This window comes from Methanomassiliicoccales archaeon (assembly GCA_026394395.1).
In the GTDB taxonomy this organism is placed as follows: Archaea; Thermoplasmatota; Thermoplasmata; order Methanomassiliicoccales; family UBA472; genus UBA472.
Genome location: JAPKYK010000003.1, coordinates 245,255 through 266,530, shown reverse-complemented (window position 1 = coordinate 266,530; position 21,276 = coordinate 245,255). Strand labels below are relative to the sequence as shown.

Below are 21,276 nucleotides of genomic sequence, written 5' to 3'. Positions count from 1 at the left end.
ATGGACGGACGTCACGCCCGTTCGTAGTACAATATTTAAGATCCCAGCGATTCGGCCAAGCGTCTGACCGCCTGCATGTACGGTCCATTACCGCCGACCAGTGGAGAGACGTCCGGCTCACGCTCGCCTACCTCAGGGTCCAAGGGCAGCAAGTGCACCCGGTCGAAGTCCGCATCAGGCAACAGCCACCGTGCCTTCTGCTCGTCCTCCGTTCCATGGCATTTGTTCAGCACCAGGTCCACCCGGCGCACCCCGATCTCCCGGGAGAGATGAGCGACACGCCCCGCCACCTGCAATGAGTTGAAGGTGGGCTCGGAGACGACCAGCGTGGTGTGGAAACCATCGGCCACGGTCCGCCCGAACGGTTCCAGTCCGGCCTGGGCATCCATGACGATTAGGTCGTCCTCCCGGGAGTTGAGGAAGCGAACCAACGCTCCGAGCAGAGAGTTCTCCGGACACAGGCAGCCGGTAGAAGCCTGCACTACCCCGCCCATGACCAGCAGATGCAGGTTCGGAGAGATACGGATGCCGAATCGCTCGGTCACGTCGGAAACGTCCGGGTTCAGGTTGATGAGGCCGCCCCAACCCTGGCCGGGGCGGGTGCCCACGCGCTGTTCCACGTAATCCAGATCCTGGGTGATGGGACGGAGGGCGGCCGCCTTCTCCGGCGGATATCCTAGCGAATAGGCCAGATTCTGCTGGGCGTCCTGGTCCACCGCCAGTACTCGCCGTCCTTCAGCAGCCGCCAGGAGACAGAGCGCGGCCGAGAGGGTGGTCTTGCCCGCGCCCCCCTTTCCGGCCACCAATATCCTCTGTCCGCCCTGGTTCCCCGATCTCCGGCGCAGTTCCTTGACCAGTTCTGAAGCGCCCTTCCGGCTCATAGTCCCAGTTCCGCCCTCTTCGTCTCGATGTGGTCGAAGAGTATGGCTGCGGTCTTCTTGGGATCTGGTTCGACCCAGAACTTGGCCTTCACCGCTCCTTCGAGGTCCTCGGTCAACAGCTTGATGACGTTGGGACTGCCGGAGATCTTGGGCATGACCCCCAGTGCGACGCTGATGCCCGAACCTACGAAGTAACAGCCTATGGTCACCGCTTTCGGCGAGTACCACTCGGGAGCGGCGCCGGCCACAGGCAGCTGGTCCACTCGCACTCCGGCCAAATTGGCCAGTTCCGCGGCTAGGGTCAGGATCCTGGTGTTGTCCACGCAGGAACCCATGTGCAGCACCGGGGGTATACCGAGGGATCGACAAACATCTCCCAGAGATTTGCCCGCCAGGTCTGCGGCCTCTGGCCTCATCAATCCCGCTTCGGCGCAGGCGATGGCGGCGCATCCGGTCTCCACCACGATGATGTTCCGGCGAATCAGCTCCTTGGCCAGGGTGATGTGTCCGTAGTCCTGCTTTATCTTTGGATTGTTGCAACCGACGATACCCACGGCCCCTCTGATCTTGCCCTCAAGGATAAGGTCCAGCAACGGCTTGAGCGTTCCTCCCAGAGCGGCCCGCAGCGATTCGACCGAAAACCCGACCATGGCGTCCATGGGCTTGTTCGGTATGAGCACGCGTCCCTCATCCCGGTTCTTGAAGTTGGCTATGGCCATGGAAATCATGCGCTTGGCCTGCTCGTAGGCGTTCTCCGGATTGACCTCCATATATATTCCGCCCGGGATCTTGGCCTTGGGGGAGGTGGTGATCACCTTGGTGTGGTAGCAGGCGGCAGTGTGCGGCAACGACGGGAAGATGCACTGGTAATCTACTATCATGACCTCCAGGGCACCGGTGGTTATAACCAGTTCTTGGCTTAGGTGATTACCGGCCTGCGGCACACCCTTTCGCATTAGCAATTCGTTGCCAGTACAACATAGTCCCACCAGATTGATGCCTTTGGCTCCAACCTCCTCGGCCGCCTTTTTCATTTCCGGCAATGCGGCAGCTTTCACTATCATCTCCGACAGCACCGGGTTGTGGCCGTGCAGGGAGATGTTCACCTGGTCCTTCTTCAGAACGCCCAGGTTCACCTTAGTCTTCTTGATGCTTGGCGTACCGAACATCACGTCACTGACCTCGGTCCCGATCATGGAGCCTCCCCAGCCGTCACCCAGCGAGGCCCTCACTCCGTGCGCCAGGATGTTGCGGTAATCCGCACCCACGCCCATATGCACCCGGTGCATGGCCTCCACGATCTCGCGGTCGACGGAACGGGGAAGCAACCCACCTTTCTTGAGCATCTCGTATGTTCCCGGGGGTAGGCGCTTTATCATGGTCAGTTCCCCCTTCAAAGTGCCGAACTCCTCCAGCATGGCCAGGGCCAAACTCTCCGCCACCTTGTTCACCGGGGCCTTGATGTCCAGGTCGTATTCCTTGGCCAAGGTCATCAACTTGACCTCGTCCGTGATCCCATACTTGGGGGCTTCGCCTCTGGCCGCTTTAAGCAGGGTCTCAGCCACCTCTCGCCCGTGGTCGGAGTGCGCGGCAGCCCCAGTGGCGATCTGGTCCAACAAGTTGCGGGAACATATTAGATCAGCTGTGGCGCCACAGACCCCGCGGTCCCTCCCTTCACCCATGATACGGCAGGGGCCCATGGCGCAGCGTTGACAGGATACCCCGCTGTCGCAGAACTTACAAGAAGGCTGTTGCTTCTCGAAACGGTCCCAAACGGTCTCCACGCCCTCCAGCATGGTTTTGGCCAGTACCTCCTTGACCGAAGGGTCCATTGCCCTCTTTTCCACATTCTCCGGCACCTTATCCGGGGTGACGCGTCCTGGAGGTGTTCTTATACATTCCACCGTAATGATTTCGATTTCCTGATCATCTGCCATACGACCACCTGCATCATCTTCAATATCTTCTGCACGATAATGATATTAAAATTTGAATTTGTAAGTATATGAAGTTGCGCTATTTTCTTTCGACAGCAAAGTTAAATGCCGAAAAACTATTCCTCCGCCGATGGAGCGACCAAAAGTATTCATCGGCGTGGCCTGGCCTTACGCCAACGGCGCAATTCACATGGGGCACCTGGCAGGATCGCTGCTGCCCCCCGACATCTTCTGTCGCTATCATCGTCTGAAGGGTCACGAGGTCCTCATGGTATCCGGCTCGGACCAGCACGGGACACCGGTGACGGTCCGCGCTGATAAGGAAGGCTCAACGCCGGAGCAGGTGGCCGAACGCTACCACGAGATCAACAAGAAGGCCATCGAGGACCTGGGCATAGAGTTCTCCCTCTTCACCAAGACGCATACTCAGAACCATATCAACGTGGTGCACGATATCTTCCTCACGCTCTTGAAGAAAGGATATCTGGAACAACGCCAGACGATGCAGTACTACTGCCACAAGTGCGCCAAGTTCCTACCCGACAGGTACGTAGAAGGAAAGTGCGTAAAGTGCGGTAACGAGAACAGCCGCAGCGACCAGTGCGATAATTGCGGCACCACCTTCGAAGTGGGAGACGTCGTCGATCCAGTGTGCATCAACTGCGGGTCCCGCCCGGAGATGCGTGAGGCGCAGCACTACTTCTTCAAGCTGACCGATTTCGAGCAGCCGTTGCTCTCCTATGTTCAAGGAAGCAAGCACTGGCGCTCCAACGTGCAGCTCTTCACCCAGAATTGGCTGGAATCGGGTCTCAAGGACCGCCCCATCACCCGTGACATGACATGGGGCGTGCCGGTACCGCTTCCGGGAACGGAAGGCAAGGTCATCTACGTCTGGTTCGAGGCGGTCATCGGTTACCTCTCGGCGAGTAAGGAGTGGGCCCAGAGGATCGGCCGGCCTGACGCCTGGAAGGACTACTGGATGGACCCCGAGATCAAGAGCTACTATTTCCTGGGCAAGGACAACATACCCTTCCACACCATCATCTGGCCGTCCATATTAATGGGATATGGCGGACTGAACCTACCGTACGATGTTCCGGCCAACGAGTTCCTTACTTTCAAAGAGATGAAGCTATCCAAGAGCAAGGGGCCGAGCATCGACATACCAAGCATACTCAAGCTGTTCGACGCCGACCTGTTGCGTTATTACATGTCGATCAACATGCCAGAGGGCAAGGATGCCGACTTCTCTTGGGAGGACTTCGAGACCAAGATCAACAACGAACTGGTAGCCACGCTTGGCAACTATTTCCACCGGGTCCTCAGTTTCACCCAGAAGAACTTCAAGGAGGTCCCGCCCCTGCCGGAAGGGCTAGAGGCGGAAACGAAGCTGGTCGACGAGGCCATCGCCCAGGCACTGCTGGAAATGGACACCAACGTCTCCATCTGCCAATTCAAGAAGGGTCTGAAAGCGGTCATGGACCTGGCCCAGTTCGGCAATCGCTTCTTCGATTCTGTGGCACCATGGAGCCTGCTGAAGACGGACAAAGAAAAGTGCGGCGGAGTGTTGCACCTGAACCTCAGGATCGTGCAGGCGCTGGCGGTCCTCGCCAACCCCTACCTGCCCTTCTCCACGCAAAAACTCTGGGGGTTCCTGGCCAACGACGGTAAGATTGCCGACGGCTCCTGGGAATGGGCCACCAAGGAATTGAACGTAGGACGGACATTACCAGAGCCGAAGCCGCTATACAAGAAGGTGGAGATGCCCAAAGAGGAGTCTCCTTTCTCCGCGTTCGAGTCCCTGGACCTCCGCGTCGGACTGATCGAGGAGGTCAGCGACCATCCTAACGCCGACAAGCTGATGGTGCTCAAGGTCAACATCGGCCGGCCGATACAGTTGGTGGCCGGGCTGAAGGCATTCTACAGCAAGGAGGAGCTCACCGGGAAGAAGGTAGTGGTCATCACCAACCTGCAGCCGGCCAAGCTGCGCGGCGTGGAGTCACAGGGTATGGTCCTAGCGGCCGAGGCCGGAGAGAAGGTCAAAGTGCTCACGCCCTCGGGACCTGCCGATCCTGGCGATAAGGTGACCAGCGGATTGAACCCCGGTAGTAAAGTACTCTCTTTCTCGGAGTTCCAAGCGTTCGTGCTGCGCACCGGAACCGTCGTCGACGACAAAGAAGCGGACCTAGGATACAGGGTCAAAGCGGACACATCATCCTTGGTGAAGGGCAAGCAGGCGGCCTTCTTCTTACCCAAGGAGGGGGCGGACGTCGCCCTGCCGCTGTACACCGAGAAGAAGGTGAGCATCGGCGTGGACGGGGAATTGGACAACGGGGCGAAAGTGAGATGAGGTTCGACCTTCATGTGCACTCCTGTCAGTCCCGCGATTCCAGCAACCTGATTGAGGAAGTGCTGGACGCCTGTGCCAAAAAGGGCCTGGCCGGAGTGGCCATAATGGACCATAATTCCATGAACGGATCCCTTAAGGCCATAGCGTTGCACTGCCAGGACGTTCTGGTCATCCCTGGGATGGAGATATCCTCGTCCAAGGGGCACATATTGGCTTATAACATCCAGGAGGAGGTCCCTCGGAACCTGGAGGTGGGGGAGACCATAGACCGTATTCGGGCACAGGGAGGCATCGCCGTGGCCGCCCATCCCTACCGTGTCTGGTCAGGCCTGGGCGAGGAGGTCGTACGAGCGAACGACTTCGACGCCATCGAGGTACACAACGGCCGCTCCACCCATCGGCACAACGCCATGGCCAGAAAGCTGGCCTCCGATCTGAAGCGCCCCTTCTCGGCAGGCAGCGACTCCCACGAACCAGAGACTATCGGGACAACATATTTCGAGACCTCAAGGGACTGCGGTTCGGTGGAAGAGGTCATCAAAGAGATCCTTTCCGGGTCTGGCAACACCGGGGGCCGGAACCGGCCCAGGGTGGAGTCGGTCGGGTATGGGGTAAAGTGCATCGGTCAATGGATGGGTCGTGGCCTGAAAAGAATGTAAATCGTAGGTCATCCGATCATATCAACGCACCTTCCAGAACACTTTTTTGTCGCGTCGATCACATCAATGATCGAATCCAGATTCCCATTTTTTATCAGCTATCCTCATTGAAAACACTCCTCAGTGAGCAACATCAACCCTGTTACACCGGGTCATGTCTGACACCCGTCATCCAATATCCAGGGTTTTAAAATAAAGCAAACTTTATATTTGCGTTTTTCCTTATCCTATGCAGAGGGATGCACTAATGACCAGTTCTTTGGTTAAGAATGCTTTAGCGAACACTAAGTATGAGAACGCCAACGGCAAGGTCGACCCTGCAAAGCAGGAGCCGATCCAGTCGCAACCAGCCCCCAAGTCCGCCATCGATGAGGATTTGGAAAAGATAGCCGCCCAGCTTGATGTCTGCATCAAGATCATAGGCTGCGGTGGCGGCGGTTGCAACACCATCAACCGTTGCTGGGAAGCCAACATCAACGGTGCTCAGCTCTGCGCCATCAACACTGACGCCAAGCACCTGCTGACCATAAAGGCCCCGCATAAGATCCTGATCGGACGCACGGCCACTCACGGAATGGGCGCCGGTGCCAAGCCCGAGATCGGCGAGTCAGCCGCTCGAGAGAACGATGGAGAGATCAGGGAGTTCCTGAACGGCTCCAACATCGTCTTCGTAACCGCCGGTATGGGTGGCGGGACCGGTACTGGCTCTGCGCACTATGTAGCGCGGATCGCCAAAGAGCAGGTCCGCGCGCTCACCATCGGTGTCGTCACCATCCCCTTCAAGGCCGAAGGGACCGTACGCATGGAGAACGCCCTGGACGGCCTCAACAAGATGAGGCTGATCTGCGACACCACCATCGTCATACCCAACGACAAGCTGCTGGAGCTGGTGCCTAAACTGCCGGTCGACGCCGCCTTCAAGGTGGCCGATGAGGTGCTCATGCAGACCATCAAGGGCCTGACCGAGATCATTACCAAGCCCGGCCTGGTCAACCTGGACTACGCCGACATCATGACCGTCATGAACGAGGGTGGAGTAGCCTTCGTCGGTATCGGAGAGGGAAACAGCGACGAGGACGACCGCGTGAAGTCCGCGGTGCACGAGGCGCTAACCTCCCCCATGCTAGGAGAGATCGAGCTGAAGGATGCTAAAGGCGCCCTGATCCGTGTCGTCGGCGGTCCAGACCTGTCCGTGGGCGAGGCCCAAAGGGTGGCCGAGCTCGTCACCAACAGCGTCTCTCCGCGTGCTCGCATCATATGGGGATGCTCCATCGATCCTGAACTGGAAGGGATCGTCAAGGTGCTGCTCATAGTGACCGGGGCCAAGTCCAAGTACATCATGGGCAGCCGCGGCGCCCCAATGGAGGCACAGCGCAGTGGCCAGGGTTACCCGCAGCAGAACCAGCAGCCGCAACAGCAGCAATACCAGCAGCAGAGGCCGAAGAACCGGGACGACGATATCGACTTCGTGCGCTGATGCGGAGGGGGTCAACGAGGGCTGCGCCGATTGACCCGGCCACCGTCCACTATATGTCGCCGGTGGCCTCTAAAAGTCAAAAGCGGCGTCGCCGAAGCTGATCGCCGGGCAGGGCTCGAAGCATCTACCGCAATGGATGCATCGGCTCGCTTCCACGCGAATCCTGCCCTGCGTCAGTAAAAGTGCACCCTCATTGCATCTGGCGATACACACTCCGCAACCGACGCATTCCTCGGCCTTAACCACCGCACGGCGAACCTTTTCCACATTTTTTCTTATTTGCTCTTGGTCCGGACCTTTGGCGATCAACGCCCCTTCGCGGAACACCGTGACGTTGCCAACGGCAGCCCATCCGTCCATCGCGCCGTTCTCCACTTCCCCTAACATATTGAGCACACTGCTGACCTGCTCCAGGTCCAGGTCCCGGCTGAAGGCCCCTTCGATGCTGAATCCTAAGGTGCAGGGAGAGAACCCGTCCTGCATGCGCAAACGGAGGTTCCCTTCTCCTGTGCGCATCCCCTCCTTTCTGGTCAGCTCGAAACCGGGGATGTTGCGCTTGAGCTCCTCCATCACCGACGGAGGGACCTTCTTCCACCTCCACAGACCATGTTCCACCCATTCCGGGCCCAGCCCCTTCTTCTCCGCATAGCTGCGCAGAAAAGCCTCCCATCTTTCGTAGGCCGGGCTCCCCCTGATTAATCCGATCTCGGCCATGTCCGAGGCCGGGCACAGGAAACAGCCGATGCGGTCCAATCCCCTCTCGTACCAGGGGTTGTAGCTGACGCCGCTCTGGAAGATGTATAGCCAGACGTGTAGGGAGGTCCAGTCTTGTATAGGGGAGGCGCCGATCTGCCCCGGAGTCCAAGGATTGCGCCAGACCCGGGGCTTGCTGGCCCGTTGCTCCGATTCGTATCTGCGCTGGCCGATGAAAGAGAGAAGACCGTTCGGATAGTGTTCAACGATGGCCTTCACTGTAGGTCCCAGCTTATTGGTCTTGCAGCACCAGCGATAGTCCTTTCCCGGAGGCCCGAAGAACTCCAAGTTGCCGAAGAAGGCGTCCTCCTCCGCCTTCCCCAGGACAAGATCGAGGTTCAGCTCTTCTTTGAGGCGATAGACGTATTCCACCGTCTCCGGGAATTCCAGTCCGGTATCGATGAAGAATGCCGGGAGCCTTAGGCCGGCATCCCTGGTCAAAAGCAACGTGGCCAGACTGTCTTTACCTCCGGAGAAGGAAACCACCTGCGGAATGTCCTTGTGCTCCTCCGCCAGGCGGCGCACGAACTCCATGCTTTCCTCCACGCGACGGTGCATGACCTTGGAATTGGCCTCGATGGCCACTTTCCAATCGGCCTTTGCGCCAATCTCCACCGCGCCTGTCCTCTCCGACCACCGGACCTTGACGGCCACCCCCCTCTCGGCAGAGCACATCTCTGCGGAGTCCATGCGGGCGACGCCAGTGGCCAGGGCGTTCCCGTCGGGGTGCAATACGATAACCTCCTCTCCCTTGCCGAACTCGCCCACGACCTTCCCAACACCCGGGGCCATGAGGTTCTGCGAGCCAAGGATCGGTTCCACCGCCCCGGCGTCGGCCACGACCATATTCTTGGTGGCCTTCGCAATTATGCGGGACGCGCCCTTGACCCTGAGGAGCACTTTCCATCCCACCCCCAGGTCGTAGCGCATAGTGGCCACGACCATGCCTCCGGAGATGACCTCGTCCATACGGTCCAGCCCGGGGACCTTGTTCATGACATGGGCCTGGTCCATCGGAAGCAAGGCCTCTCCGGAACCTGGACCGAACTGCAGGTCTATCAGGCTTCGAACCATGTTCAAGTCATATGGGAAGGCCGGTCTGGCGTCACCCGGAGGGGTCATTTCCACCGCCTCCGTCCTACCTCCGCAGCGCCCGCACTTATCATCCTCGAGGACCGGGACGTTGCACTGATCGCACCAGCGCAGGTGCATCTTCCCAAGGCGGACCAAGGCCATGCCTGCGGCTAGTGCAGGGACCCCTATAAAATCTCCGTTTCCCTTCGGGGTAGGTTTTGTCGGTCAAAATGACTTCCTTCGGGTATAGTGTCAGCATATCTAAGCCTAAATAGCAGTAATTTCATCATCCCGCCCTGATACCATGAAAGCCACCAAGCGCACGATGGGTATCAGCTATGCGATCCGGGAGATGCTGCTGCCAGCGAGGGAACTGGAGAAGCAGGGTCACGAGATCATAAAGCTGCATATCGGGGACCCCAACAAGTTCGACTTCAAGACGCCGAAGCATGTAAGGGACGCCCTCTGCGCTGCCGTGGAGAAGTGCGACAACGGTTACGAGGAGTCCGAAGGCAACGTCGAGCTGAGGAAGGCCATCATCGAGAAGGAGAAGAAGAAGAACGGCATCGACCTGGACCTCCAGGACCTGATCGTCACCAACGGTGTGACCGAAGCATTGCAGATGATATGCGCGGCCACCATCGACAACGGCGACGAAGCGCTGGTCCCCGGACCCAGCTACGTCTCTTATCTGGAGTTCCCCAAGTTCTTCGGCGGGAAGGCGGTCACCTACCGCACCATCGAGGAGGAGAACTGGCAACCGGACATCGACGACCTGAGGAAGAAGATCACTCCACATACCAAGTTCATCGCGGTCATCAACCCTAACAACCCCACTGGAGCGGTATATGGCCGGAAGAAGCTGAAGGAGATCGCTGACCTGGCCGGAGAGTACGGCCTTTTCGTCATATCCGACGAGATTTACGACCTGATGACCTTTGAGGGCGAGCACTACTCCCCGGCCACCCTGGCCAAGGACGTACCCTGCATATTGGTCAACGGGTTCTCCAAGGTGGACCTGCTTCCCGGCTGGAGGCTGGGCTACGCGGCCTTCCACGACACGACCGGCCAATTGGACGAGATTGAGGAGGCCGTGCACAAGCAAGCCAGGCTCAGGCTAAGCGCCAACGCTCCCTGCCAGATGGCGGTCATCGAGGCCTTGAAGCACCCCAAGGACCACTTGGAAGGGATGCGCAACAAGCTCAAGGCCCGCGGCGAGTTCGCCTATAAGAGGGTGAACGAAATCCCCGGGCTGAGCTGCGTGAAGGCCCAGGCGGCCTTCTACATGTTCCCCAAGATCGAGTCCGATCACTGGAAGGACGACCGGGAGTTCGTGCTGGACATCCTGAACAAATGCCACGTGCTCCTCGTCCCCGGCTCCGGGTTCTGCCCGGTGTACGGCAAGGACCACTTCCGCATGGTGTTCCTGCCCAACGAGGAGATACTAGGTAAGGCGTTCGACTCCATCGAGAGCTACATGAGAAAGGTGGCCTGAGGCCGCCCTTCTCAAACGCTTTTGTTTTATCTTTAAAATTGATGATAAAGAGGTTTCAATAGAGCCGCTTCAGCATCTTGACGCAGGCTTCCATGGCGTTCTTGGCGTTCTCGATGCGGTCCTCGGCCTGCAGTCTGGTCATTCCCGGTCCAGTGATGCCTAGTGCCACCGGCTTCATGAACTCCAGCGACAGGTCGGTTATCTTCCTCGCGGCGTTCTGGATGACGATCTGGTCGTGCTCCGTCTCGCCTTCGATTACGCAACCGAGCGTAACCACGCCGTCGATGCTGTTGTCCTTGAGCAACATCTTGGTTGCCAAGGGTATGTCGTAGACCCCGGGGACGTGCACTACCTTGGCCACTTTCGCCTCCAGGAACTCCGCGTGCGCCTTCGCCCGCTCCAGCATCATGCTGGTTATATCGTAGTTGAACTCCGAGACCACTATTCCGATGTTGTACCTCGTCATTTTCATCTCTCCCTAACTGGGCCAACGTCCTCGTAGCCCTGCCTCAATCCCCGACCGGCGTTCTTGGTCAGCCGCTCGGGCTTGAATATCATGTCGTAGGCGTTCCGGGCGTGCTCCCTCGCTCTATGTTCCATCAGCCAGGCCAGCTTACCATCTTCCGCCTCGTCCTCGTGGACGAACACCTCGATGATGTGCTTGTTGGTCATCAGCTGCGCGGTGATTATACCGGTGGAGGCCTCGTGCGCACACATCTTGTCCGTGGGCTTGCTGCCGGGCATCCCCAGGGCCATCACAATGTCGCACCCATCGTCTAAAAGCTTCTTTGCCGCCACCGGCAAGTCCTTGATTCCGGGCACGGTGACCCGGACGATCTTGTACCCTGTGCCGTAGTTCTTCAGCTCGTCTATGGCCGCCCCGCCCATGTCCGCCCGGGCGAAGGTGGTGTCGACGATCCCGATGGTCTTCATCAGTCCTCCACGGCCTTCTTGTTCTGGGTGTACCAGTCTATGACCTTGCCTATGATCTTGCGGGTGCCGTTGAGGTCCCCGCCGTGCTTGGAAAGTCGCACGATTTTCACCTTCATTCCCCGCTTGGCCAAGGTCTCCTCGATCCTCTTCTCGTCGAAGTCCTGGTCATACCCCAAGGCGATGATGTCCGGCCTTATCCTCTCCACCACGCTGAACATGTCCCCGTCGCTTCCGAGAACGGCCTGGTCCACCATCTTCAGCGCCGAGATCAGTTCCAGGCGCATCTTGTCCGGGGTTATCGGCTCATGCTTTCGGCGGCGCACCGTGGCGTCGGTGGCCACAACGACGACCAGCTCGTCCCCTAGGTCCTTGGCCTCTTGCAGATAGCGCAGATGCCCCGGATGCAATATGTCGAAGACGCCGCTGGCCATTACCCTGGTCATTTCCCGTTACCGCCCCTCTTCCAAAATTCGATGATGTCCTTCCCTTCCAGGAAGCATAGGTCAAATCGTTTTGCATACTTTTTAGCCTTTTCTTTGCTGAGGGCGTACCCGTCGTCGCCCATCATCTCGCAGATGGTGGCGCTAGGGGTGACCCCCGCGAGGACCATCATGGCCGTGGCCAGTTCGGTGTGCCCCTTACGCTTGCTCAGCAGCTGGGGCGTGGAATTCAGCATATGGATGTGTCCGGGAGAACGGAAGCGCTTTCCGAACTCCGTCCTGGCCTCCTCGTCGCTCATGGACACAGTTTCCTGTGCCAACTTGGCGAACTCGGACACGGTGAGGGCGCGGTCGTTGTCGGTCACCCCGGTGAAGGTCTTGCGGTGATTGATGGTGATGGAGAAGGCCGACTTCGTATCGTAGGGAATGTCGTTCGGGGACAGCAGTTCCAGGACCGGATGCTGGCGGTGATTGCAGGCCAGGACGTCGACCAGAAACGGCATGTCCAGCTTGCGACAGATGTCGTTGTCGACGGTAGTGCAGATCAGCCCGCCGGCGTTCTTCCGCATCTCCCTGATGGAGGCGGAGGTCACGAACTGAGAGGCTATGGTCATGTCCGTCTCCTTCTCCCGGTTGTCAGAATCGAAGATGAACACCATCTTGCCCTCGCAGATGTCCTTCATGGCATCCAAGATAACTTCGTCGCTCATGATGGCCTCTCCGAGAAAGAGATAGCATATTAGTTATTGCGTTACTACAACTCATTTGGTAAAGAACAGCGTCCAGCACATGGTGAAAAACATATATCCGCCATACGTTACCGATAGCGATGGTTGATAGACTGGACGACGCTGCTGGAACGAAAGCCCTGGACCCCAGTGACATGATGGCCCAACTTGTCTCGTTTCCAGACCAACTGCTGTGGTCAAAGGATTCACGCATCCTGCCGATGGAAGGCATCCACAACGTGGTCATATGCGGCGTGGGCGGTTCGGCCATCGCCGGGGACGTCATCACCGACCTGCTGACGCCTACCTGCAGGATCCCGATTACTACCTCCCGGCATGTGGCCTTGCCCGGTTACGCCAACGAAGGGACGCTGGCCCTAGTCATCAGCTATTCCGGAAACACCGCCGAGAGCCTGAACTTGTACCATGATGCCACAGAACGAAGGTGCCGCATGGTGGTCATAACCTCCGGCGGAGAGCTGGAGGAACTGGCGAAAAAGGATTCGGTACCGAACCTCAAGGTTCCCCCGGGCAACCAGCCCCGAGCCTCCCTCGGTTATCTGCTAGGAACCTCGGCGGCAGTGCTTCAGGGTGCTGGACTAGGTCAGGTGCATCAAGAGCTCATCCGAGCAGTGCCAGCGTTGCACGAGTACATCCAGAGCATAGGAGTAAACGTGCCCGCGTCCAAGAATCCGGCCAAGAAGATCGCCCTGGCCTTGCGGCAAGGGGTGGCAGTCATCTACTCCCCCCGCAATGTGAGATCGGTCGCCCTGCGCTGGCAGAACCAGATAAATGAGAACGCCAAGGCGGTGTCCTTCTCCGGGGAGATACCGGAGATGGACCACAACCAGCTGGTCGGCTGGCTGGAAGGGGGCCAGGACTGCTCCTGCCGCCCGGTCGTGCTGATGCCCGAGGAAATCCATCCCACCGTTCGAAAGATGACCGAGGTCACCCTGCAGATGCTCAACGAGCGCGGGTTGGACCCGGTCAAGGTCGAGCTGCCTGGTAAAGGGCTCATGGACAACGTCCTGCAGGGAATCGCCCTGGGCGACATGGTCAGCTACTACATGGCGCTGCTCAAAGGCATCGACCCGGCGCCGGTGACCGTCATCAAAGAGTTCAAGAAGCGCATCAGCTGACCTTCTTCTCCGCTGGCCGCAAAGCCTCCTCTATCTTTTCCATCTCGCCCTGCGGGTTGCGGAACCATTCCGTGCTCCAGGTGCGGTGCAGCTTCCATCCCAGTCTGGCCAACTGCGCCTGCCTGGTGCGGTCCCGGTCCCTTACTGTCAGTCCGGAAGCGTAGTGCGCCCCGTCGCATTCTATTCCCAGCAGGTACTTGCCTGTCTCGTTGGGGTCCTCGATGGCCAGATCGACGCGGTAATCAGAGGTGCCCACGTCCCTCTTCACCTTGTGCCCCCGGGCCTCCAACGTCTTCGCCAGCTGTTCTTCGAACGGCGATAGGGGATCCCAGGTCCGTCCAGGAGGAACGGGCAGGGCTCGGCGGTCCCCTCCGGACTCGGCGAAGGAAAGGTACTGCTTCAGGAGCCGAGCCCCGGTGCTCTTGGCCCCCGCCAGGTCGATGTCCTCGGAATGGATCGATGAAACGACGTCCAAGCATAGCTTGGCCCTGGTTATCGCGACGTTCAGGCGACGCTCGCCGCCGTCCTTGTTCAGCGGGCCGAAGTTGAGCAGGAACTTGCCTCCCTCATCCTTTCCGTAGCCCACGCTGAGGATTATGCGGTCGCGTTCGTGCCCCTGGACGTTCTCCAGGTTGTACAAGAGGAACGGTTCTCCCTCGTCCGAGCTCAGCTTAGCGTCCAGATCCTTATCCTTGCGCCGCAGTTCCATCAAGGCCTGGTCCACCGCATCCATCTGGGCCTCGGAGAAGGCGATCACTCCCAAGGACCTGCCGTCCTTGCGGGCGTAATGCTCCTGGACCATGGCGGCCACCACCTTGGCCTCCTCCCGGTTCGTCCGCGTCTTACCTCGGTCGAAGACCCCGTTGGGAACGAAGACGTGGCGGATGCCAAAGCCTTCCCGGCCGAAGACCGAGCTGGGGAAGGTGTTCAACCGACCGCCGTAGAACTGGTAATTGGAGAAGGCGATGAGCGATTCGTCCTTGGAGCGATAGTGCCACATGAGCATGCGACGGGACATGCCGCAGGTCTCGCATTCGTCGAGAACGCTCTCCAGGTCCGGCTCCTCGTCATCCTCGTCCGCGGAGAGAACGAAGAACGAGGTGGGCGGCATCTGCTTGCTGTCCCCGACCACGATGACCTGCTTTCCCCGGGCGATGGAGCCTACGGCATCCTCCGGACAGATCTGCGAGGCCTCATCAAAGATCACCACGTCGAACCTGGACCGCTCCCGATCCAGGAACTGGCTCACGGACAGCGGGCTCATCAGGATGCAGGGCTTAAGCAGCCCGATAAGGTCCCAGCAATCGCTGAGCATGGCCTTGACCGCCTTCCTCTGCCTCTTGAGCTTGGCCAGCCTAGCTATCTCTATCTCCTGCTTCTGCAGCATGGGCTGTTCCGGCCCGGTGCGCCTCTTCCGGATGTTCTCCTCCACCCGGGCCTGCACCCGGCGCCGGCTTCCTTCGACGTACATCTGGTCCAGCTGCACGAACTTCTGTATCAGGCCCATCTGCTGGTCCCGGCGGAAGCGGTTGAGGGAGGGTTCGGAGGCCAAAGCCTCCTCCGTCCATAGCCGGCGGAACCTCTTCTGGAAGGCTGGCAGCATGACCTCCGCCGGCACCCTCCTGGCCCGCAGGTCCATGAGCGCATCCGTAAGGCCCAAGGCCTCCATCCCCTGCAACAACGAGGTTAGGTCCAGCCATTCCTGATAGCGATACCTTCCCTCCTGGGCCTTGTCCGTCCAAGATCGGACGTCGTTCAACCGGGCGTCGCGCAGCGGCCGGCCGTTGAGCGGTCGGTCCGAAGCAAACCGTGCGAGGAACACGTTCAGGGCGGAATCGAAACGGCCCAGGTACAGTTCCAGGTCCACGCCGGCGTCGATCACGGCCGGCGGCAGGGCGATGGAGGTCAAGGCGTCCAACACCTGAGGGTTGAGCAGAAGAGCATGGTTGGTGCGGAAGGCCCTGGTCCAGTTCAGCCGTTCCACCAGCCCCTGAAGCTCGTCCCCATCCCCGGAGAACGCCCCTTTAAGGGCGGTGACGAGGTCGTCCCGTCTCACCTTCCAGGACGACAGCACCTGCTGGTATCGTTCCACGATGACCACCAAGTGCCGGGCCTCGGGATAGGTCAAGTTGCGGCCGGAAATGGTCTGAAGCACCTTCATGTCCTGGCGGAAGCCACCCTTCAGGCTCCTGAGCGCCCCGGCGTATTCCACCTCGAAGCGCTGCTTGAAAGCCTTCCCGTCCAGGTCCAGTATATCCCGGGAACCCATGCTGAGGAGCATCTTTTCTAGCTCAGAGACCTCCCTATGTAGCGCCTGGCCCTCCTTGGCCATCTTGATCAAGAGATCGAGGTCGCCATCCAGCCATTCCCTGCGCACCGACAGCCTTTCGTTCAGGTCCCGGTACAGAAGGCGCCAGCGCCGCACTTCCGGCAGCGCGTCCGGTTGTGATAGTCCCAGAGCCTGGGCCGCGTTGGGAAGGACGTTGGACAGGCGGTCACGGGCCTCGATCAGCGAGGATAGCTCCTCCTGCACCTTGGCCTGCAGTCGGTCGCTCCATTCTGTGGCTATCGCTCCGGCCCAGGGGTGGTCGTTATCACAGAACGCCTTAGACATCTGCGAGAGCCGATGGACGTCCGATTCCATGCGACCGAGCCGCTCGTCATCCACATCCAGTACCTCGGGCAGCTGGAAGGACATCTCCGGAGCGTCCGGTAATGAAGCATAGAGTCCGATCATACGGAAAACGCTCATGCCCTGCAGTCGTCCACGGGAGGCATGCAAGGCCCGGACGTACTCGGCCAGTTCCTGGCGAACTGCGGCCAATTCCCGGACATTGGCCCCAGCCAGCGGTGGTTTATCCGCCGACTCAAGGTTGGCGGCTATCTCCTTCACGATGTCGGCGCGATTTCGCTTAGGGTCGTGCAGTTCCAGGCAGCGGTCCCCCAGCCCGCACTTCTCCATGTTCCCCCGGACCACGTCCAGGGCGGCCATCTTCTGGGAGACGAACAATATGCGCTTGCCCCTAACGATCAGCTCCGCCATCATATTGGTGATGGTCTGGCTTTTACCGGTGCCCGGCGGTCCCTGCAGCACGAAGCTGACCCCGGACAGGGCCGCCTGGACGGCCTCCTGCTGGCTGGAGTCAGCGTCCAGGACCTGAAAGCTATCCTCCGGACGTATGCGAGAATCGTAATCCCTGGGCGACAGCATGTTCGACGGTTCCGGCGGCAGCGCCGAGGGGTCCCCGGAAAGCGCCCTTATCACCGACGAGGCGACCATGGTCCCCAGGCCGCCATCAAGGTCGGCGTACATCAATAGCTTTGAGAAGTGGAAGAGGGCCAGATAAGTCACTCCCGTAACCTTCCATCCCGAGGCTGGAGGCAGGGCGGTCTGTATCTTCTCCAGGGCGGAAGGGAGATCGAACCCGTTGTCCAGGTCGAAGTCCGGCAGCTTCAGACGGTAGTCCATCTCCAAGCGCTTCCGGATGCTGGGATTGAATGCGGTATCCTCGTCCAGAGGTACGAGCTTATACGGGGAGAAGGAATCCTTCCTCTCCAAGCTCACGGGGATCAAGAACAAGGGCGATTCGCTGAACTCATCGCTCCCTAGCTCCTTCCAGAGCAGCGACCCCACGGAGACGAAGAGGATGTTCACCCCGTGATCGGCCTGGAAGGTCCGGGACTTGCTCCTCAGGTTGTATAATACCTTGTCCACCTGCTGGTCGGCGTCGTGGGCGGAGACGAGCAGACGGGAGCATCCCGCCTCTTCCTTGGCCTGTGGATCGGAGACCACGGTGAACGCTTTACCCTGGTCCAATTCCCGGTAAAGAGTAGCAGAATCAGGCAAGGCCACGGCCAGCGTGGATGCTTTTTGCCTCCGGAACCTTATGAGAGGGTTCCGGTTGGACACGTCGAGGAGCTTGCTCTTCCACAACTCCACCTTGTTGGCTACCAACTTTTCCGGCTCGGTCATCTAGCTCCATCTAACGCAAGGCGTGCTGGGTAATTAATTGTTGGATAGTCCAATCGGAATCGAATTTCATCCGGGAACGCCAACATTTTTAACCCCGCCTCATGATGAGGGTTCAAGTGACCTTATGAAAGAGGATGCCTACTGGATTCGGGACCAGGTGCAGAAGCACAATAAGTGGTTCGAAGAATCGCTGCCCATGATAGCCTCCGAGAACCTGATGAGCCCATTGGCCAAGGAAATGATGATATCCGACTTCCACGACCGCTACGCCGAGGGACTTCCCGGAAAGCGCTACTACAATGGCAACATCTACGTGGACCAAGTGGAGATCAAGTGCCTCGAGCTGGCCCAGCGCATCTTCAAGTGCCAGTTCGCTGACGTCCGGCCGATATCCGGCACCGTGGCCAACATGGCCGCGCTCATGGCCCTGACCCAGCCGGGCGATACCATAACCTGCACCTCGCTGGACCACGGGGCGCATATATCCACCGCCAAGTTCGGCGCCGTGGGCTTCCGCGGCGTGAACACCGTGACCTATCCCTTCGATATTCATGAGATGGAGATTAATGTGGACGGTGCGGAAAAGGTCATACGCGAGACTAAGCCTAAGGTCGTCCAGTTCGGTCTTTCTGTCTTCCTCTTCCCCGCACCGGTCAAACAGCTAAAGGATGTCGCCGCCGAGGTCGGCGCCCCCATCTGGTATGACGGCGCCCACGTGCTCGGCCTGATCGCTGGCGGAAAGTTCCAGGACCCCCTACACGAGGGAGCGAACGTTCTGACGGCCTCTACGCACAAGACCTTCCCCGGACCCAACCACGGCATCGTGCTAGGGCAAAATCTGAACGAGGATCTAAGCAAGAAGCTTACCTCAGCATGTTTCCCCGGCGTCACCTCGAGCCACCACCTGCATGCCATGGCCGCCTTGGCCATCACCTTCGCGGAATGGGAGATCTACGGCGAGAAGTACGCCGCCCAGGTGTGCAAGAACGCCAAGGCCCTCGGCCAGGCGTTACACGAATTGGGCATTGAAGTGCTATGCGCCCACAAAGGGTTCACCGAGAGCCACACCATCGCCGTGAACGTCGCCGCCTACGGCGGGGGTGCGGAGGCGGCCAACCTAATGGAAAGAGCCAACATGATCGCCAACAAGAACATGCTGCCCGGCGACAAGAGCGCCAATAAGCCCTCCGGCATTCGCCTGGGAGCCCAGGAGCTGACCCGGGTGGGCATGAGGGAGAGCGAGATGAAGGAAGTCGCCAGCCTCATACACCGGGTGGTGGCCAAGAAGGAGTCTCCCGAAGTGGTCAAGAAGGACGTCATGGCCCTGAAGCGCAACTTCACCAAGGTGCGGTACTGCCTGCACGAGGGCGAAGAAGGATACGCCTACCACAAGCTGGTGTGAGTGTTGCTGCGCCAAACCTCTTCCTAAAATTCATTTTTTAAGTTTTCTGAGCATCTCGCAGGCCATGCATCGCTCGTTCAAAGTGGGTTCTCCGCACTCGCAATCCCTAAGATCGGCCTGAGGGAAGCCGTCCCGCATGAGGGGGCGTAGCCGATCATAGCTGCTCAGTATGGAATGACGGGTGCCTGGATGCTTCATCTCCATGCCGTTCACTATCTCCCGGTACTCGTTGCGCAGGGCGTGCACGGCGTACGGGCACTCGGCGTCGGAGAACGGTATGTCGGAAAGCATGGCGTACAGTAACGTCTCCTTCTCCGGGATGAGGCGAAGGGGCTGGACCCTAGGCACCAGTCCTGGCTGGACCCGTTCGTGAGGACCCAACCTGGCCAGCCGCTCCACGTCCCCCCGCATGAAGTTCATGAGGATGGACTGGGTCATGTCGTCCAGGTTGTGGCCTAACGCCAGCACGTCCACCTTTAGCTCTTTAGCTTTCAGGTTCAGGCAGCGGCGGCGGAACACCCCGCAGTAGGTGCAGGCCTCTCTCTCGTCCGTCCTCCGGACCATGTCGTCAAGGGTCATCCCGGTGACCTCCTGGAACGGGATGACCGCGTGCTCTATCCCCAAGGAATCGCAGAGCTCCCGCACCTTGGGCAAGGTCTTATGGCGATAACCTTCGATGCCCTCGTCCACGGTGATGGCGGTTATGCGCACCCCCTGGCGGCATCCCAAGATCTTATGCAGGAGGAGAAGGGCTGTCTGACTGTCCTTGCCCCCGGAAGCCCCGACACCTATGTGCACGTTCCCTTCCAACCTCAGCTGCTGGCGAACCTCCTTCTTGACCCTCTTCTCCACGTACTCGAGAAAATGCCCCTGACAGAGGTGGGCGCCGTTGTACCTGACGAAGGTCACGGCCGGAGCGGAGCACTTGGAGCAGTGCATGACCCCGCTGACGTTGGACGGATTAATAAATGTTAGCGGTCACATTCGGCGGTTCCCCAGGAAACCTTTTAACCCCGATACGGCCTTGAAGTGGCCGGAGAACATGCAGGAGATTTGGACCGAGAAGTACCGTCCGCACAAGCTGTCGGAGGTAGTGGGGCAGAAGGAAATAGTGGAAAGGCTGGCCTCATACGTGCGCTCGGGCAATCTGCCACACCTCATGTTCGCCGGTCCCGCCGGTACCGGGAAGACCACCTCCGCCCTGGCCATGGCCAAGGAGATGTACGGGGAGTCCTGGCGGGATAACTTCATCGAGCTCAACGCCTCCGACGAGAGGGGGATCGACGTGGTCCGCGGGAAGATCAAGGAGTTCGCCCGCACCGCGCCCATCGGGGACGCGTCGTTCAAGATAATCTTCCTGGACGAGGCGGACGCGCTGACCTCGGAAGCGCAGGCCGCTCTGAGGAGGACCATGGAGAAGTACAGCCGCAACTGCCGCTTCGTGCTCTCCTGCAACTATTCGTCCAAGATCATCGAGCCCATTCAGTCCCGCTGTGCCGTCTTCCGCTTCCGTCCGCTCAAGGGCGAGGACATCCGGGCCTATCTCAAGTCCATCTCCAAGAAGGAAGGCGTGAAGATCGACGACGCCGCCCTTGACGCCATCGTGCACGTGGGGGAAGGGGACATGCGCAAGTCCATCAACTCCCTGCAGGTGGCGGCCACCATCGGCAAGGATGTCACCATCGAGGTGGTCTTCGAGGCCACCGGGAACGCCCGCCCGGAGGATGTGGTGGACATGATAGAGACCGCCCTGAACGGTGATTTCCTCGGAGCCCGTTCCAAGCTGGACGATATGATCGTCACCTACGGGCTCAGCGGCGAGGACATCATAAAGCAGATACACCGCTCCTTCATGGACCTGAACATTCCGGACCGGGACAAGATAAAGCTGATCGACCGGACGGGCGAGATAGAGTTCCGCATCGTGGAGGGCAGCAACGAGAGGATCCAATTGGAGGCCCTGTTGGCCTACCTGGCCCTTACGGGGAAAGAGTGAGATTGCCAACGTATTTATACCCGCTCCTTATTTCAAGGC

General features: G+C 59.3%; 16 protein-coding genes. 7 read left to right on the top strand and 9 right to left on the bottom strand.

What is annotated here, in order from left to right; all coding sequences use genetic code 11:
- Positions 1-35: 35 nt before the first annotated feature.
- Positions 36-881 carry an AAA family ATPase gene (locus NT131_05085; GenBank protein ID MCX6651016.1) on the bottom strand — a complete coding sequence of 282 codons (846 nt, stop codon included), beginning with the start codon at positions 879-881 and terminating at the stop codon, positions 36-38.
- On the bottom strand, positions 878-2,818 hold the full coding sequence (gene cooS / locus NT131_05080; protein ID MCX6651015.1) for an anaerobic carbon-monoxide dehydrogenase catalytic subunit: 1,941 nt from the start codon (positions 2,816-2,818) through the stop codon (positions 878-880). Before cooS ends, NT131_05085 begins: the two co-directional genes overlap by 4 nt.
- 130 nt (positions 2,819-2,948) lie before the next feature.
- Between cooS and metG the strand changes: the two genes are divergently transcribed.
- The 3 genes from metG to ftsZ all read left to right on the top strand — a co-directional run bounded on the left by metG (position 2,949) and on the right by ftsZ (position 7,304).
- Positions 2,949-5,168 (top strand): methionine--tRNA ligase, encoded by a 2,220-nt coding sequence (metG, locus tag NT131_05075; protein ID MCX6651014.1) that lies wholly within the window; start codon positions 2,949-2,951, stop codon positions 5,166-5,168.
- The gene (locus tag NT131_05070; GenBank protein MCX6651013.1) at positions 5,165-5,827 is read left to right on the top strand and encodes a PHP domain-containing protein; all 663 of its coding nucleotides are present in this window, start codon (positions 5,165-5,167) and stop codon (positions 5,825-5,827) included. The genes metG and NT131_05070 overlap by 4 nt, the downstream gene beginning before the upstream one ends.
- 247 nt (positions 5,828-6,074) lie before the next feature.
- On the top strand, positions 6,075-7,304 hold the full coding sequence (ftsZ, locus tag NT131_05065) for a cell division protein FtsZ (GenBank protein MCX6651012.1): 1,230 nt from the start codon (positions 6,075-6,077) through the stop codon (positions 7,302-7,304).
- A 69-nt stretch (positions 7,305-7,373) separates the two neighbouring features.
- Here ftsZ and NT131_05060 read toward each other — a convergent pair whose 3' ends face one another.
- A complete protein-coding gene (locus tag NT131_05060; GenBank protein ID MCX6651011.1) occupies positions 7,374-9,293 on the bottom strand; it encodes a phosphoadenosine phosphosulfate reductase family protein in 1,920 nt (639 codons plus the stop codon).
- 142 nt (positions 9,294-9,435) lie between these two features.
- Here NT131_05060 and NT131_05055 point away from each other — a divergent pair, with 142 nt between their 5' ends.
- Positions 9,436-10,626, top strand: a complete 1,191-nt coding sequence (locus NT131_05055) for an aminotransferase class I/II-fold pyridoxal phosphate-dependent enzyme (GenBank protein ID MCX6651010.1) — start codon at positions 9,436-9,438, stop codon at positions 10,624-10,626.
- 55 nt (positions 10,627-10,681) lie between these two features.
- On the opposite strand, the gene ribH is transcribed toward NT131_05055, so the two are convergent.
- From ribH to ribB, 4 genes are read right to left on the bottom strand one after another with little or no spacing between them, the layout of a single operon-like run.
- A complete protein-coding gene (gene ribH / locus NT131_05050; protein MCX6651009.1) occupies positions 10,682-11,092 on the bottom strand; it encodes a 6,7-dimethyl-8-ribityllumazine synthase in 411 nt (136 codons plus the stop codon).
- 2 nt (positions 11,093-11,094) lie between these two features.
- Positions 11,095-11,559 (bottom strand): riboflavin synthase, encoded by a 465-nt coding sequence (ribC, locus tag NT131_05045; GenBank protein ID MCX6651008.1) that lies wholly within the window; start codon positions 11,557-11,559, stop codon positions 11,095-11,097.
- Entirely contained in the window at positions 11,559-12,002 is a 444-nt protein-coding gene (locus NT131_05040) for an FAD synthase (GenBank protein MCX6651007.1), read from the bottom strand. Before NT131_05040 ends, ribC begins: the two co-directional genes overlap by 1 nt.
- Entirely contained in the window at positions 11,999-12,709 is a 711-nt protein-coding gene (gene ribB / locus NT131_05035; GenBank protein MCX6651006.1) for a 3,4-dihydroxy-2-butanone-4-phosphate synthase, read from the bottom strand. Before ribB ends, NT131_05040 begins: the two co-directional genes overlap by 4 nt.
- Before the next feature lie 119 nt (positions 12,710-12,828).
- Here ribB and NT131_05030 point away from each other — a divergent pair, with 119 nt between their 5' ends.
- On the top strand, positions 12,829-13,866 hold the full coding sequence (locus NT131_05030; GenBank protein MCX6651005.1) for a bifunctional phosphoglucose/phosphomannose isomerase: 1,038 nt from the start codon (positions 12,829-12,831) through the stop codon (positions 13,864-13,866).
- Here the strand turns inward: NT131_05030 and NT131_05025 are convergent.
- Entirely contained in the window at positions 13,859-17,839 is a 3,981-nt protein-coding gene (locus NT131_05025) for a DUF4011 domain-containing protein (GenBank protein ID MCX6651004.1), read from the bottom strand. The genes NT131_05030 and NT131_05025 overlap by 8 nt on opposite strands.
- A 124-nt stretch (positions 17,840-17,963) precedes the next feature.
- On the opposite strand from NT131_05025, the gene NT131_05020 reads away from it, so the two are divergent.
- Positions 17,964-19,241 carry a serine hydroxymethyltransferase gene (locus NT131_05020; protein MCX6651003.1) on the top strand — a complete coding sequence of 426 codons (1,278 nt, stop codon included), beginning with the start codon at positions 17,964-17,966 and terminating at the stop codon, positions 19,239-19,241.
- 30 nt (positions 19,242-19,271) lie between these two features.
- Here the strand turns inward: NT131_05020 and NT131_05015 are convergent, their stop codons facing one another.
- Complete coding sequence (locus NT131_05015) at positions 19,272-20,180, bottom strand: TIGR00269 family protein (protein MCX6651002.1); 909 nt, start codon at positions 20,178-20,180, stop codon at positions 19,272-19,274.
- On the opposite strand from NT131_05015, the gene NT131_05010 reads away from it, so the two are divergent.
- Positions 20,131-21,237 carry a replication factor C small subunit gene (locus tag NT131_05010; protein MCX6651001.1) on the top strand — a complete coding sequence of 369 codons (1,107 nt, stop codon included), beginning with the start codon at positions 20,131-20,133 and terminating at the stop codon, positions 21,235-21,237. The genes NT131_05015 and NT131_05010 overlap by 50 nt on opposite strands.
- Positions 21,238-21,276 lie beyond the last annotated feature (39 nt).